At 72.1% G+C, this 13,079-nt stretch carries 15 protein-coding genes; 8 read left to right on the top strand and 7 right to left on the bottom strand.

What is annotated here, in order from left to right; genetic code table 11:
* Nucleotides 1–93 precede the first annotated feature (93 nt).
* From AQJ66_RS01750 to AQJ66_RS01730, 5 genes are all read left to right on the top strand, one after another.
* A complete protein-coding gene (locus tag AQJ66_RS01750; protein ID WP_061915304.1) occupies nt 94–918 on the top strand; it encodes a helix-turn-helix domain-containing protein in 825 nt (274 codons plus the stop codon).
* 208 nt (nt 919–1,126) lie between these two features.
* Nucleotides 1,127–1,738: a histidine phosphatase family protein gene (locus AQJ66_RS01745; RefSeq protein WP_061915302.1), complete on the top strand. Its 612-nt coding sequence runs from the start codon at nt 1,127–1,129 to the stop codon at nt 1,736–1,738.
* 203 nt (nt 1,739–1,941) lie between these two features.
* Nucleotides 1,942–2,598 (top strand): hypothetical protein, encoded by a 657-nt coding sequence (locus tag AQJ66_RS01740; protein WP_061915298.1) that lies wholly within the window; start codon nt 1,942–1,944, stop codon nt 2,596–2,598.
* A gap of 87 nt (nt 2,599–2,685) precedes the next feature.
* On the top strand, nt 2,686–3,090 hold the full coding sequence (locus AQJ66_RS01735; protein ID WP_244162709.1) for an acyl-CoA thioesterase: 405 nt from the start codon (nt 2,686–2,688) through the stop codon (nt 3,088–3,090).
* A gap of 62 nt (nt 3,091–3,152) precedes the next feature.
* The gene (locus AQJ66_RS01730; protein ID WP_061915292.1) at nt 3,153–3,770 is read left to right on the top strand and encodes a 3'-5' exonuclease family protein; all 618 of its coding nucleotides are present in this window, start codon (nt 3,153–3,155) and stop codon (nt 3,768–3,770) included.
* Here the strand turns inward: AQJ66_RS01730 and AQJ66_RS01725 are convergent.
* The 7 genes from AQJ66_RS01725 to AQJ66_RS01695 all read right to left on the bottom strand — a co-directional run bounded on the left by AQJ66_RS01725 (nt 3,721) and on the right by AQJ66_RS01695 (nt 9,491).
* On the bottom strand, nt 3,721–5,049 hold the full coding sequence (locus tag AQJ66_RS01725; protein ID WP_061916618.1) for a nucleobase:cation symporter-2 family protein: 1,329 nt from the start codon (nt 5,047–5,049) through the stop codon (nt 3,721–3,723). The two genes, AQJ66_RS01730 and AQJ66_RS01725, sit on opposite strands and share 50 nt — an antisense overlap.
* A gap of 349 nt (nt 5,050–5,398) precedes the next feature.
* Nucleotides 5,399–6,778, bottom strand: a complete 1,380-nt coding sequence (locus AQJ66_RS01720) for an 8-oxoguanine deaminase (RefSeq protein ID WP_061915290.1) — start codon at nt 6,776–6,778, stop codon at nt 5,399–5,401.
* Nucleotides 6,779–6,903: 125 nt separating this feature from the next.
* Nucleotides 6,904–7,827: a factor-independent urate hydroxylase gene (pucL, locus tag AQJ66_RS01715; protein WP_061915287.1), complete on the bottom strand. Its 924-nt coding sequence runs from the start codon at nt 7,825–7,827 to the stop codon at nt 6,904–6,906.
* A gap of 3 nt (nt 7,828–7,830) precedes the next feature.
* The gene (uraH, locus tag AQJ66_RS01710; protein ID WP_061915284.1) at nt 7,831–8,238 is read right to left on the bottom strand and encodes a hydroxyisourate hydrolase; all 408 of its coding nucleotides are present in this window, start codon (nt 8,236–8,238) and stop codon (nt 7,831–7,833) included.
* 4 nt (nt 8,239–8,242) lie between these two features.
* On the bottom strand, nt 8,243–8,755 hold the full coding sequence (gene uraD / locus AQJ66_RS01705) for a 2-oxo-4-hydroxy-4-carboxy-5-ureidoimidazoline decarboxylase (RefSeq protein WP_061915281.1): 513 nt from the start codon (nt 8,753–8,755) through the stop codon (nt 8,243–8,245).
* A gap of 119 nt (nt 8,756–8,874) precedes the next feature.
* On the bottom strand, nt 8,875–9,243 hold the full coding sequence (locus AQJ66_RS01700; protein WP_061915278.1) for a helix-turn-helix domain-containing protein: 369 nt from the start codon (nt 9,241–9,243) through the stop codon (nt 8,875–8,877).
* Nucleotides 9,240–9,491: a hypothetical protein gene (locus tag AQJ66_RS01695; protein ID WP_079060017.1), complete on the bottom strand. Its 252-nt coding sequence runs from the start codon at nt 9,489–9,491 to the stop codon at nt 9,240–9,242. The genes AQJ66_RS01700 and AQJ66_RS01695 overlap by 4 nt, the downstream gene beginning before the upstream one ends.
* Nucleotides 9,492–9,646: 155 nt before the next feature.
* Here AQJ66_RS01695 and AQJ66_RS01690 point away from each other — a divergent pair, with 155 nt between their 5' ends.
* The 3 genes from AQJ66_RS01690 to AQJ66_RS01680 all read left to right on the top strand — a co-directional run bounded on the left by AQJ66_RS01690 (nt 9,647) and on the right by AQJ66_RS01680 (nt 13,038).
* Entirely contained in the window at nt 9,647–10,486 is an 840-nt protein-coding gene (locus AQJ66_RS01690) for a TIM barrel protein (protein WP_061915272.1), read from the top strand.
* Nucleotides 10,487–10,513: 27 nt separating this feature from the next.
* Nucleotides 10,514–11,404 carry a 2-hydroxy-3-oxopropionate reductase gene (locus tag AQJ66_RS01685; protein ID WP_061915268.1) on the top strand — a complete coding sequence of 297 codons (891 nt, stop codon included), beginning with the start codon at nt 10,514–10,516 and terminating at the stop codon, nt 11,402–11,404.
* A gap of 170 nt (nt 11,405–11,574) precedes the next feature.
* A complete protein-coding gene (locus tag AQJ66_RS01680; protein ID WP_061915264.1) occupies nt 11,575–13,038 on the top strand; it encodes a catalase in 1,464 nt (487 codons plus the stop codon).
* The last annotated feature ends 41 nt before the right edge of the window (nt 13,039–13,079 follow it).

Below are 13,079 nucleotides of genomic sequence, written 5' to 3'. Positions count from 1 at the left end.
CTTCGACGGAATTCGGCGAAGTTCGCCGAACTTCGGCGCGGGCGGTGGGACGATCCCGGTCATCCGGCCCGAGCGAGTCGGTTGGGGGAAACCATGGAGGACGATCCGCGCGGGGTACCGGACCCCGTGCTGCGGTTCGCGGCGGAACTGCGCGGGCTGCGCATCACCGCGGGCAACCCGCAGGTGAAGACGATCGCAGCGGAGGCCAAGTGCAGCGCCTCGACGGTCTCCGAGGCTCTGAACGGGCGCCGCCTGCCCGGCGAGACGCTCACCCGCCGCCTGGTCGCCGCGTTGGGCGGGGACTGGAACCACTGGCGGGCGCTGTGGCGCGAGGCCAGGACGGAGCTGGACACGCTGAAGCGGAAGGGCCCTTCGGCGCAGGTTGAGGCGTCGCGGGCGGACATGGTGTCCTATCCGGACGCGTCCTCCTTCTACCGGGCCTGCACGGCCCGGATCCGGGCGGCGCGCCGCGAGATCCGGCTCACCTACGTCCGGCTCCACCCGCCGGACCACTGGGTCGCCGACGAGGTGATCGCGTACTACGGCACGGTGCTGCAATGGGCCAGGGAGCACTCCGGCGAGGGCGGCAGCGTCCGCCGCATCATCGGCGTTCCGGAGCGCGACGGCCTGCCTCGGGCGGCCTACCTGCGGTGGCTGCGCGAGCACCAGGCGGAGGTCGGCGACCTGTACGCCTACGAGGCGCGCGTCATGCCCTGGACCGCCGCATGCGCCTGGCACAACGCCGGACTGGTGGACGACTCCGTCACCTTCCTGTCCTTCTCCGGTGCCGGCCGTCAGCAGCTGAAGGGGTTCAGCGTAGAGGGGGCGGCTTTCCAGGCGTACTTCGCGGAGAGCTTCGACCGCGCGTGGGGCGCGCTGGAGTCGCTGGAGGCCTACGTGGCGCGCCACAGCGGTTAGCGCGCGGGCGCGGCGCCGGCGGCCCGTCGCGCCCCGGCACGACGACGTCGGACCCCGGCGCGGCGACGGGGAATGCCCGGCGCCGCCCGCTGGTTCCTGATCTGCGTACGTGATCTCCCCGGGGCACGGCCGTGCGGCCGGGTCCGGTCCGCGGGTCACGGCGGCGGTGTGACAGGGTGCTCGCGAGCACAGGCAGGAAAGGCGCGACGTGGGTGATCTCCTTCTCGTCCGGCACGGGGAGACCGAGTGGTCCCGTTCAGGACGGCACACCGGCTGGACGGACGTCCCGCTGACCGAGCACGGCCGGGAGGAGGCGCGGCGGCTGGTGCCGTTCATCCGTTCCCACCGGATCGGCGCGGCGTTCGTCAGCCCGCTCCAGCGGGCCCGGGAGACGGCCCAGCTCATCGGCATCGACCATGGCGACGCCCGGATCGACGCGGACCTGCGTGAGTGGGACTACGGCGGCTACGAGGGCGTCACGACCGTCGAGATCCAGCGCACCCGGCCCGGCTGGTTCCTGTTCACCGACGGGGTCGCGCCCGGCCCGCCGGAGCACCCCGGGGAGAATCCCGAGGAGGTCGGTGAGCGCGCCGACCGCGTGCTCGCCAAGGCGGACGCGGCGCTGTGCAACATCGAGGGCTCCGTCGTCCTGGTGGCGCACGGCCACTTCCTGCGGGTGCTGACGGCCCGGTACCTCGGTCTGGCGCCGTCGGACGGCGCGCTGTTCCAGCTGGCGACGGGCACGGTGGGCCGGCTGGGCACGGAGCACGGCCGGCCCGTGATCGCCGGCTGGAACCTCAAGCCCGGCGGCCCCGCCTGACCGGGCCGGGACGCCACGTCCGCCTCGGGCCCGTCCGGCGGACCATGCCGCAGAACGCCGGGCTCGGCACGTGCAGCCGGGCCGGGAAGGCGCCGTGGCCCTCCTCCCACTCGGCCGCCCGGCGGACCCCGGTTGTCGGACCCCGGTCGTAGGCTGCCCGTACGCCGGGCAGGCTGTTCACCGGAGGACGGGAGGAATGCGCCGTGGCACGACCGCCGACCGCCGCGCAGCGCCGGGTCGTCGAGGCCGCCGACCCGGTGACCGGACGACTCCGCGGCACCGAGGCCCAGCTCGCGGCTCTGGTGCGGCGCGGTCTCGCCTTCCGGCACCCCCGCCCCCCGCACGACCACTTCCTGACTCCGGCCGGGCACCGCTTGCGGGAGGCCGCGGCGCAGGCGCCCCCGCCCGCGCGGACTCCCGCGACCGCGCCACCGCCACCGGAACCGGCCGCGGGCACCGGCGTGTTCGCCGCCCGCGTCGGCGGCGAGGAGGAGCCCGCCGACGCGGGTCCCGCCCGGGCCCGTGAGGTGCACAGCGCCTGGCAGGGGCTGCTGGAGTTGCGCCGGATGACGGATCCGCACGGCGCCACCGACCGGCCGTGCGCCTGGGAGCGGTCGCACCTGGTGCGGGCCGCGGCCCTCGCGCTGGAGGCGGACGGGCACCGTCCAGCGGGTGCGGACGGCGACGGCTACCGGGTGCGGGCCACGCCGCAGCCGGAGGCGGTCGCCGTGTACGGGCCGGACGGCGCGGTGCTGCGGGCCTGCGCGGCCACGCTGGAGCGGGCCGGATGGCAGGCCGGCGAGTACACCGAGCCCCGGACCGGGCGGCGGTACGTCCTGGCCTCCCCGCGCCGCGTGTGACGCGCGTGCGAGGATCGGTGGGTCCGGCCTCCGGCGGGAGCCAGTGCGAGAGGGGAAGCAGTGAGCGAGCCGAGTGAACTTTTTTCCGTGCGCGTGACCGTCCGCGGATACGAGACCGACGTGCAGGGCCACCTCAACCAGGCGGTGTACCTGAACTACGCGGAGCACGCCCGCTGGTCGCTGCTGCAGGCCGCCGGGGTGAGCCAGCAGCGGCTGGCCGGCGCCGGCGTGGGCCCGGTGGCGCTGGAGACGACCATCCGCCACCACCGCGAGCTGCTCGCCGGTGACGAGGTCGACGTGAGCTGCGAGTTCGAGTGGAGCGGCGGCCGGACCTTCCGTATCCGCCAGGAGATCCGCAAGACCGACGGCACCCTCGCGGCGGAGGTCAGCGCGGTGGGCGGCATGATGGACCTGAAGGAGCGCCGGCTGGTCGCCGCGCCCCAGGAGGTCTTCAAGGAGCTGACGACGGACCTCGGCCTGTTCGGGCTGTAGCTGGAGACCCGGCGGGGAATCCCGGGTGCGGTCGGCGCCCGCCGCTGCCATGCTGCCGTTCCATGTCCGCACGACGTGTCAGGCCGAGCCGCTGCATCTCCGTCGACATCGAGGCCGACGGCCCGATCCCCGGCCCGTACTCCATGCTGAGCATCGGCGCCGCCGTGGCCGGCACCCAGGACGCCGACGGCTTCACCCCGGCGGACCCGGAACAGCTGACCTTCTACCGCGAACTGCGGCCCATCTCCGACGCGTATCTCCCGGAGGCGCTGGCGGTCAGCGGCCTGGACCGGGACCGGCTCGGCGTCGAGGGCGCCGAACCGGCCGTCGCCCTCGCCGAGTTCAGCGCCTGGGTCCGTGAGGTGAGCGCGGGCGCCCAGCCGGTGATGTGCGGCTACCCGGCGTCGTACGACTGGACGTTCCTGTACTGGTACCTGATCCGCTTCACCGGCGAGAGCCCCTTCGGGCACTCGGGGTGCCTGGACATGAAGACCCTGTACGCCACCAAGGCGGGGCTGCCCCTGCGGGCGGTGGCGAAGGGCTCGATGCCCGGGCACCTGCTGTCCCGGCGCCGCCATACGCACCACGCGCTGGACGACGCCGTCGAACAGGCCGAGCTGCTGGCCAACCTCATGGCGTGGCCGGGGCCAGTTCCTCGCCCGGCTCCATCGGGTGGGTGACCTCCGCGGCCTCGCGGCCTCCGCCGAGGTGGTTGAAGACGATGTTCAGCAGGACCGCGGTGACGCAGCCCGTGGAGATGCCGGAGTCCAGGACGATCCGCGCGGTGTCCGGGAACGCGTGGTAGAAGCCCGGGGCCGTGATCGGGATGATGCCGACGGCGAGGGACACGGCCACGATCAGCACGTTGTTGTCCTTCTCCAGGCCGGCCCGGACCAGGGTCTGCACGCCGCTCGCGGCGACCGAGCCGAACAGGACGACACCGGCGCCGCCGAGGACCGGGCGCGGTACGACGGCGATGAGCGAGGCGGCCATCGGGCACAGCCCCATCAGGACCAGGAAGCCACCGCCGGCGGCGACGACGAACCGGCTGCGGATCCTCGTCATCGCGACCAGGCCGATGTTCTGCGCGAAGGCGCTGCACATGAAGCCGTTGAACAGCGGGCTGAGCGCCGAGCCGAGGGTGTCGGCGCGCAGGCCGGCCGCGATCGTCCGCTCGTCCGAGGGGCGTTCGACGATCTCGCCGAGGGCCAGCATGTCGGCGGTCGACTCGGTCATCGACACCACCATCACCACGCACATCGACAGGATGGCGGCGATGTGGAACTGCGGGACGCCGAAGTGGAACGGCGTCGGAAAGCCCACCACGTCCGCCCTGGTGACCGCGCCGAAGTCCGTGACGCCGAACGGGATCGCGACGAGCGTGCCGGCGACCAGGCCGAGGAGCACCGCGATCTGCTTGGCGAAGCCGCGGGTGAAGCGGCGCAGCAGCAGCACGATCAGCAGGGTGATGCCGGCGAGGGCCAGGTTCGTCGGCGAGCCGTAGTCGTGCGCGGCCGGGTTCGGGCCCTGGGCCCAGTTGAAGGCGACCGGCAGGAGCGAGACGCCGATCAGGGTGATGACCGTGCCGGTGACGACGGGCGGGAAGAAGCGGATCGCCTTGCAGAACACGGGGGCGAACAGGAAGCCGAGGAGTCCGGCCACGATCACCGCGCCGAAGATGACCGGCAGCGCGTCCGCCTTGTCCTTGGTGGAGGCGACGATCGCGGTCATCGGGGCGACACCGGCGAAGGTGACGCCGTTGACGAACGGCAGCCGGGCGCCGATCTTCCAGATCCCGAGGGTCTGCAGGAAGGTCGCGAGGCCGGCCGTGAAGAGGCAGGCTCCGGTGAGGAAGGTGAGGTCGGTGCCGGACAGGCCTACGGCCGCGCCGACGATCAGGGGCGGGGCGACGACCCCCGCGTACATCGCGGCCACGTGCTGCAGGCCGCTGGTCGCCATCTTCAGGGCGGGGAGCTTCTTGTCCACGGGATGGACGGGCGGGGCGGGGTGGACGGACTGCTCGTCGGCGTCGGCGGGGTGAGCGGACACGGCGGCTCCTCCGGTCGGTGGGACACGTCGGCTGTGACGTGGGTTCAAGGAGGTGGTGCGTGTGGGCATGGGGGCACCTCCCGCTCGAGCGAAGTCGAGAGTGGGGGAGGGACCGGGGACCCGGGAGGGTCCGGGCGGACGGTGACCGTTCCGGGGCGCGCGCCTTCACGCGCGCCCCGGAGGCGGCCGCCGTGGACCCCGCTCGGGTCCACGGCCGCCGACCGGGAGCCGTCCCTCCCGGCCGGAGTCCGGTGCCGGCTCAGCTCTGCGCGGTGATCCGCGCGAGGCGCTGGGCCTCTTCCCGCGTGGAGCGGGCGACGGCGTCCTCGTCGACGGTGAGCAGGCGGCCGTCCTCGACGATCTGCCGGCCGTTCACGAAGGACGCGGTGACCGGGGCGGCCGCGCCGAGGACCAGCGCGGCCACCGGGTCGGCGATGGAGGCGTGGGCGAGGGTGTCCAGCCTCCACAGCACCAGGTCGGCCAGCTTGCCCGCCTCCAGCGAACCGGTCTCGGCGGCGCGGCCGAGCACCTGGGCGCCGCCGTAGGTGCCGAGCCGCAGGGCCTGCCGGGCGGTCAGCGCGGCCTCCTTGTGTGCGCCGAGCCGGTTGATCAGCAGGGCGTTGCGCAGCTCGGTGTGGAGTTCGCCGGACTCGTTGGAGGCGGTGCCGTCGACGCCCAGGCCCACGGGCACGCCGGCGGCGAGCATGTCCGGCACCCGGGCGATGCCGGCCGCCAGCCGGGCGTTGGACGACGGGCAGTGCGCGACACCGGTCCTCGTCCGGGCGAAGGCGGCGATGTCGGAGTCGTTCATGTGGACGCAGTGCGCCATCCACACGTCCTCGCCGAGCCAGCCGGTGGACTCGAAGTAGTCGGTCGGGCCCATGCCGAACAGCTCGTGGCAGAACTTCTCCTCCTCCACGGTCTCCGAGCCGTGGGTGTGCAGCCGTACCCCGAGCCGGCGGGCCAGTTCGGCGCCCTCCCTGAGCAGTTCGGTGGAGACGGAGAACGGGGAGCAGGGGGCGACGGCGACCTGGGTCATCGCGTCGAAGGAGGCGTCGTGGTGCTCCCGGACGGTGGCCTCGGTGGCGGCGAGCGCGTCCTCGAGGGTCTCGACGGCGAAGTCCGGGGGCAGGCCGCCGTCCTTCTCGCCGCGGTCCATGGAGCCGCGGGCCAGGGTGAAGCGGACGCCCGTCTCGCGGGCGGCGCGGATGATCGCGCCGGACAGGTCGCCGGAGCCCCGGGGGAAGACGTAGTGGTGGTCCATGGCGGTGGTGACGCCGCCGCGGGCCATCATCGCGAGCGAGCCCTGGGCCGCCGCGTACACCATCGGCTCGTCGATGCGCGCCCACGTCGGGTACAGCGCGACGAGCCAGTCGAAGAGGTTGTGGTCCGTGGCCAGGCCCCGGGTGATCCACTGGTAGAAGTGGTGGTGGGTGTTGACCAGGCCGGGGGTCACCAGGTGCCCGGTGGCGTCGATGCGGCGCACGACGTTCTCCAGGCCCTCGGGGGCCCTGCCCGCGCCGACCGCCTCGATCCGGTTGCCGGCGAGGACGACGTACCCGCGGGCGTACTCGGTGCCGCCGGCGTCGACGGTCGCGATCGCACCGTTCTCGATGACGATGCGCTGGGCTGCTGCCATGATGCGTCCTTTTCGCTCAGTGGACTCGAACGGGTGGGCACGGCAGGACCCTGGAAGCTTTGAGTGCCGTGACCGGAGGATCGGGTGGAGCGGGTTCCCCGGTCACGGGTGCCGAGAGGGGGATGTCAGAGGTTGGTGAGGTCCACCGGGATCTTCGGCTCGCAGCCGTCCCGCAGGACGGTCCCCTCGATCAAGCCGTAGGGCCGGTCGGCGGCGAAGTAGACCTCGTTGTCGTTCTTGAGCCCGAAGGGCTCCAGGTCCACCAGGAAGTGGTGGCTGTTCGGCAGCGAGAACCGGACCTCGTCGATCTCGCTGCGGTTGTTGATGACGCGCGCGCCCATCTGGTACAGCGTCTGCTGCAGGGAGAGGGAGTACGTCTCGGCGAAGGCCTGCAGCATGTGCTTCCTCACCTGCTCGTAGGACTTCTCCCAGTTCGGCATCTTCTGCTCGTCGCCGGTCCAGTTGAAGCGCCAGCGGCCGGATACCGAGGTCGCCAGGATCCGGTCGTACGCCTCCTGGAGCGTCGTGTACCTGTCCTTGACGTAGCCCCAGAACTCGGAGTTGGTCGAGTTCATCACCGTCAGGTCCTTCAGACCCGAGATCACCTCCCAGGACGAGCCGTCGTAGGTGATCTGGGTGAGCCGGGTCTCCTGGCCCTTGCGCACGAACGAGTGCTTGACCTCGTCCGCGCCGATGAACCGGGAGTTGGCGTCGGAGGTCTCGATCCGCTCCCAGGCGTACTCCTCGATGCGGATCCGGGCGCGGTGGATCGGCTCCTGCGAGGTGACGAAGTGCCGGGCGAGGTGGATGCCGAACTGCTCGGCGGACTCGATGCCGTGCTCCTTGGCGAACGCGAACACCGTGTTCTTGGTGGTGTCGGTCGGCAGGACGTTGGCGTTGGAGCCGGAGTAGTGGACCTCCTCCATGTCGCCGCTCAGGGCGACGGAGACGTTGAGGTCCTTGATGTGGTGGGTGGCGCCGTCCCGCGTGATCTTGACGACTCGGTTCTCGGCCTTGCCGTACTGGTTCTGTCCCAGGATGGTGGGCATGAGCTAGCTCCCTCGGTAAACGGAGTAGCCGAACGGGTTGAGCAGCAGCGGTACGTGGTAGTGCTCGCCCGGTACGACGGCGAACGTGATCGCCACCTCCGGGAAGAACACGCCCGGTCCGCTGTCCCGATGCGCGGGGGCGTCCTGCTGCGAGTCGGCTTGCTTCTTCGCAGTGTTTCCTTCGAAGTACGCCTCGACGGCGAAGTCGAGCCGTACGTGGGTGATCCCCTCCGGCAGCGCCGGCAGGTCCTTGCACCGGCCGTCGGCGTCGGTCGCCGAGCCGCCGAGCGCCTGCCACCGCGCGTCCCGGCCGGCGCGGGCCGAGAGGTGGACGGCGACGCCCTCGGCGGGGCGTCCGGCGGAGGTGTCCAGGATGTGCGTGGACACGGAGGCGGTGGTGCTGGTGCTCATGGTGTCAGGCGTCCTCTTCGACGAGTCGGGCCAGGCGGATGCGGTTGATCTTCCCCAGCTCGGTGCGGACGATCTCCCGCTCCCGCTCCGGCGCGTTGCCGAGCCGCTCCCTCAGCGCGTCGCGCATCTGCTCGCCGGTCCTGCCGGTGGCGCAGATCAGGAACACGTGGCCGAACCTGTCCTGGTAGGCGAGGTTGAGTTCGAGCATCTCGGCCTTGAGCTCCTCGGAGGCGCCGGCCATGCCGCGCTGTTCGCGGGCGGAGGCCGGGTCGCCCGGTTCGGGGCGGCCGATCGGCGGATGGCCGGCCATCGCCTCCGCCAGGTCGGCTTGGGTCAGCTCGGCCATGGCGGCGTCGCTCGCGGCGTACAGGTCGTCGGGGGTGGCGTAGGGCCGGGCGGCGAGCACGTGCCGGGCCCACTCGGTGGAGGCGCACGCCTCGTGGAGGGCGGCGAGGGCCGCCTGCTCCGCCAGGTCGTTGAACCGGGCCAGGCCCGGGGGCGTGGAAGTCGACGTCACGGGAGCCTCCGTGGCCGCCAGGCGGCCGTCGTGCTGAACGGGCTGCCCAGTAGCTAACGCCCTCGGAAACACGGCGTCAACACTTTGTTGAAAATTCCGGGTTACATCCCGGGCGGCCCTCAGCCCTGCTTCTCGCGGTTGAGGTAGTTGTAGACGGTGAAGCGGCTGACGCCGAGCGCGCCCGCCACCGTCTCCACGCCGTGCCGGACGGAGAAGGCGCCCCGCGCCTCCAGCACGCGCACGACCTCCTGCTTGGCCTTGCGGTCCAGGTCGGCGAGGGGCATGCCCTTGCGGCGCTCCATCGCGGCGAGGATGTGGTCCAGGGAGTCGGCGAGCTGCGGCAGGCGCACGGCGACCACGTCGGCGCCCTCCCAGGTGAGCACGACGTCGTCGGGGCCGGCCTCGTCGGGCGGCAGCAGGTCCCCGCCCATGGCGTCGACCAGCGGCTTCACGGCCGCGATGAAGGACTCGTCCCCGGCACCGGTCACTTCCCGTCCTCCCCCACCACGTTGACCTGCAGCGAGATCCGGGTGGCACCGGCCTGGAGGGACGTGCGCAGCAGCGCGTCCACGGCCGTCAGCACGCGGTCCGCACTCCCTTCGGCCGTGTTGCCGAACGGGCCGACGTCCACGGCGTCCAGCTCGGCCGCCTCGATGACCTCGCGGGCCGCCACGGCGTGCGCGGGCGCCTCCTCCAGGTCGAAGGGCTCGGTCGTGAACTCCACTCTCAATCGCACGGCCTCAACCTAACCCGCGGCGACGGCCGCTGGGCAGGTCCGGCCGCGGACCGGCGGACGACCCCCTTGACAAGCGGCGAACCCCGCAGGCAATCTTCCGTTAAGCAGAAACAAACTTCCACATTATGGAATTGAAGGAAGGGAGCGCCGCCCCCGTGGGATTCGCAGACCAGCGCTTCAACGTCAACCTGTCGATCCTCTTCACGGAACTCCCGCTTCTGGAGCGCCCCGCGGCCGCCGCCGCGGCGGGCTTCACCGCGGTCGAGCTGTGGTGGCCCTGGGTCGACTCCCCCGCCCCCGGGCGGTCCGCGCTCGACGCCCTGAAGAAGGCGATCGAGGACGCGGGCGTGCGCCTCACGGGACTGAACTTCTACGCCGGGCAGCTGCCGGGCCCCGACCGCGGCGCCCTGTCGGTCCCCGGCGCGGAGTCGGACAGGTTCCGCGCCAACGTCGACGCGGCGGCCGGTTTCGCGCAGTCGCTGGGCTGCACGGCGCTCAACGCGCTGTACGGCAACCGCGTCGAGGGCGCCGACCCGGCCGAGCAGGACGCGCTGGCCCTGGAGAACCTGGTCCTCGCGGCCCGCGCGGCCGACCGCATCGGCGCGACTCTGCTGATCGAGACGCTCAACCAGCCCGAGTCGCCGCTGTATCCGCTGGTCAGCGCGTCGGCCGGGATCGGCGTCGTCGACAAGGTCAACGAGGCGACGGGGCTCGGCAACGCGCGCTTCCTCATGGACCTCTACCACCTGTCCATGAACGGCGAGGACCTGCCGTCGGTGATCGAGCGGTACGCCGCGAAGACGGGCCATGTGCAGATCGCCGACAACCCGGGCCGCGGCGCGCCGGGCACCGGGTCGCTGCCGCTCGAAGACCTCCTGGACCAGCTGAAGAAGGCGGGCTACGACGGCTGGATCGGCCTCGAGTACAAGCCGGGCGAGCGCCCGAGCGCCGAGGCCTTCGGCTGGCTGCCCCGCGAGGCGCGCGCCGCCCGCTGAACTCCCTCACCGAAAGGCACACACTTCATGAGCACGCTCCCCAAGGTCGCCTGGATCGGCCTCGGCATCATGGGCTCCCCCATGTCCGAGAACCTGGTCAAGGCGGGTTACGACGTCACCGGCTACACGCTGGAGCAGGACAAGCTGGACCGGCTGGCCGCGGCCGGCGGCACCGCGGCCGGCTCGATCGCCGAGGCCGTGCGCGACGCCGACGTGGTGATCACGATGGTGCCCGCGTCCCCGCAGGTCGAGGCCATCGCCTACGGCCCGGACGGCATCCTGGAGAACGCGCGGCAGGGCTCCCTGCTGATCGACATGTCCTCGATCACCCCGCAGACCTCGATCGACCTGGCGAAGGCCGCGCGGCAGAAGGGCGTCCGGGTGCTGGACGCCCCGGTGTCCGGCGGCGAGGCGGGCGCGGTCGAGGCCGTGCTGTCGATCATGGTCGGCGGCGAGCAGGCCGACTTCGACGAGGCCCGGCCGGTCTTCGAGGCGCTCGGCAGGACCATCGTGCTGTGCGGCCCGCACGGCTCCGGCCAGACCGTGAAGGCCGCCAACCAGCTGATCGTGGCCGTGAACATCCAGGCCTGCGCCGAGGCCGTGGTCTTCCTGGAGAAGTCCGGCGTGGACCTGAAGGCCGCGCTGGACGTGCTGAACGGCGGCCTCGCGGGCTCCACCGTGCTGACACGGAAGAAGGACAACTTCCTGAGCCGCGACTTCAGGCCAGGCTTCCGCATCGATCTGCACCACAAGGACATGGGCATCGTCACGGACGCCGCCCGCACCGTCGGTGCCGCCCTGCCGGTCGGCGCCGTGGTCGCCCAGCTGGTCGCCTCCCTGCGCGCGCAGGGCGACGGAGGCCTGGACCACTCGGCGCTGCTGCGGGCCGTGGAGCGTCTGTCCGGCGCGCAGGTCTGAGCACCCCTGGACTTCCGGGCCGCGGCGCCGCCGACATCTGTCCTGTCGCGCCCAGGCGGCGCCGCGGCCCGGAACCTACTTCAACAAAGTGTTGACGCCTCGAACGGCGCACTCCTAGGCTCCACGAAGCGGAAACAGCTTTCCGCTGACACCCGTACGGAAGGTCCACGATGTCGCAGCGCGTGCTCACCACCGAGTCCGGCGCCCCCGTCGCCGACAACCAGAACTCCGCCTCCGCCGGCGTCGGCGGCCCGCTCCTGATCCAGGACCAGCACCTGCTGGAGAAGCTCGCGCGCTTCAACCGCGAGCGCATCCCGGAGCGTGTGGTGCACGCCCGCGGCTCCGGCGCGTACGGCCACTTCGAGGTGACGGACGACGTCACCGCCTACACCCACGCCGGCTTCCTCGGCGAGGTCGGCAGGCGGACCGAGGTGTTCGTGCGCTTCTCGACGGTCGCCGACTCGCTCGGCGGCGCGGACGCGGTGCGCGACCCGCGCGGCTTCGCGGTGAAGTTCTACACCGAGGAGGGCAACTACGACCTCGTCGGCAACAACACCCCGGTCTTCTTCGTCAAGGACCCTCTGAAGTTCCCCGACTTCATCCACTCGCAGAAGCGCGACCCGTTCACCGGCCGTCAGGAGCCGGACAACGTCTGGGACTTCTGGGGGCACTCCCCCGAGGCCACCCACCAGGTGACCTGGCTGATGGGCGACCGCGGCATCCCGGCGTCGTACCGGCACATGAACGGCTACGGCTCGCACACCTACTCCTGGACGAACGCCGACGGCGAGGCCTTCTTCGTCAAGTACCACTTCAGGACGAACCAGGGCATCCGCTGCCTGTCCGCCGAGCAGGCCCGGGAACAGGCGGGCAAGGACCCGAACTCCCACCAGACGGACCTGCTCCAGGCGATCGAGCGCGGGGTGCACCCGTCCTGGACCCTGTACGTCCAGGTCATGCCGGCGGCCGAGGCGGCGGACTACCGCTTCAACCCGTTCGACCTGACGAAGGTGTGGCCGCACAGGGACTACCCGTTGCACCGCGTGGGCCGGCTGGTCCTCGACCGCAACCCGGACAACGTCTTCGCCGAGGTCGAGCAGGCCGCCTTCTCGCCGAACAACTTCGTCCCCGGCATCGGCCCCTCCCCGGACAAGATGCTCCAGGGCCGCCTGTTCGCCTACGCGGACGCCCAGCGCTACCGGCTCGGCGTCAACCACACCCTGCTGCCGGTCAACGCCCCGAAGGCGGTGCCGGGCGGCGCCCGGAACCACGGGCGCGACGGTCTCATGGCGGTCAACTCCCAGGGGCGCCAGGCCAAGAACTACGAGCCGAACTCCTACGACGGCCCGGTGGAGACCGGCCGCCCGCTCGCCGCGCCCCTCGCCGTCTCCGGCCACACCGGCACCCACGAGGCGCCGCCGCACACCAAGGACGACGACTTCTTCCAGGCGGGCGAGCTGTACCGGCTGATGTCGGCCGAGGAGCGGTCCCGCCTGATCGCGAACATCGCCGGCGGCCTCGCGCAGGTCTCCCGCGACGACGTGATCGAGAGGAACCTGGCCCACTTCCACGCCGCCGACCCGGAGTACGGCAGGCGCGTGGAGGAGGCGGTCCGCGCCCTGCGCGAGGACTGAGCCCCGGGCCGCGTCCGGATGCCCCGGCGGGGAGGCCGGGC

The sequence above is a fragment of the Streptomyces bungoensis genome (genome assembly GCF_001514215.1).
Lineage (GTDB): Bacteria > Actinomycetota > Actinomycetes > Streptomycetales > Streptomycetaceae > Streptomyces > Streptomyces bungoensis.
The sequence above is the reverse complement of the archived record's forward strand: the minus strand, read 5'-3'. Positions and strand labels throughout refer to the sequence as shown.

What these genes read in the sequence shown, in the direction of transcription:
- pucL (WP_061915287.1), bottom strand. Translation starts at nt 7,827, where the DNA reads ATGCCCACCATCCTGGGACAGAACCAGTACGGCAAGGCCGAGAACCGA.
- AQJ66_RS01685 (WP_061915268.1), top strand. Translation starts at nt 10,514, where the DNA reads ATGAGCACGCTCCCCAAGGTCGCCTGGATCGGCCTCGGCATCATGGGC.
- uraH (WP_061915284.1), bottom strand. Translation starts at nt 8,238, where the DNA reads ATGAGCACCAGCACCACCGCCTCCGTGTCCACGCACATCCTGGACACC.
- AQJ66_RS01720 (WP_061915290.1), bottom strand. Translation starts at nt 6,778, where the DNA reads ATGGCAGCAGCCCAGCGCATCGTCATCGAGAACGGTGCGATCGCGACC.
- AQJ66_RS01750 (WP_061915304.1), top strand. Translation starts at nt 94, where the DNA reads ATGGAGGACGATCCGCGCGGGGTACCGGACCCCGTGCTGCGGTTCGCG.
- AQJ66_RS01730 (WP_061915292.1), top strand. Translation starts at nt 3,153, where the DNA reads ATGTCCGCACGACGTGTCAGGCCGAGCCGCTGCATCTCCGTCGACATC.
- AQJ66_RS01725 (WP_061916618.1), bottom strand. Translation starts at nt 5,049, where the DNA reads ATGGCGACCAGCGGCCTGCAGCACGTGGCCGCGATGTACGCGGGGGTC.
- AQJ66_RS01680 (WP_061915264.1), top strand. Translation starts at nt 11,575, where the DNA reads ATGTCGCAGCGCGTGCTCACCACCGAGTCCGGCGCCCCCGTCGCCGAC.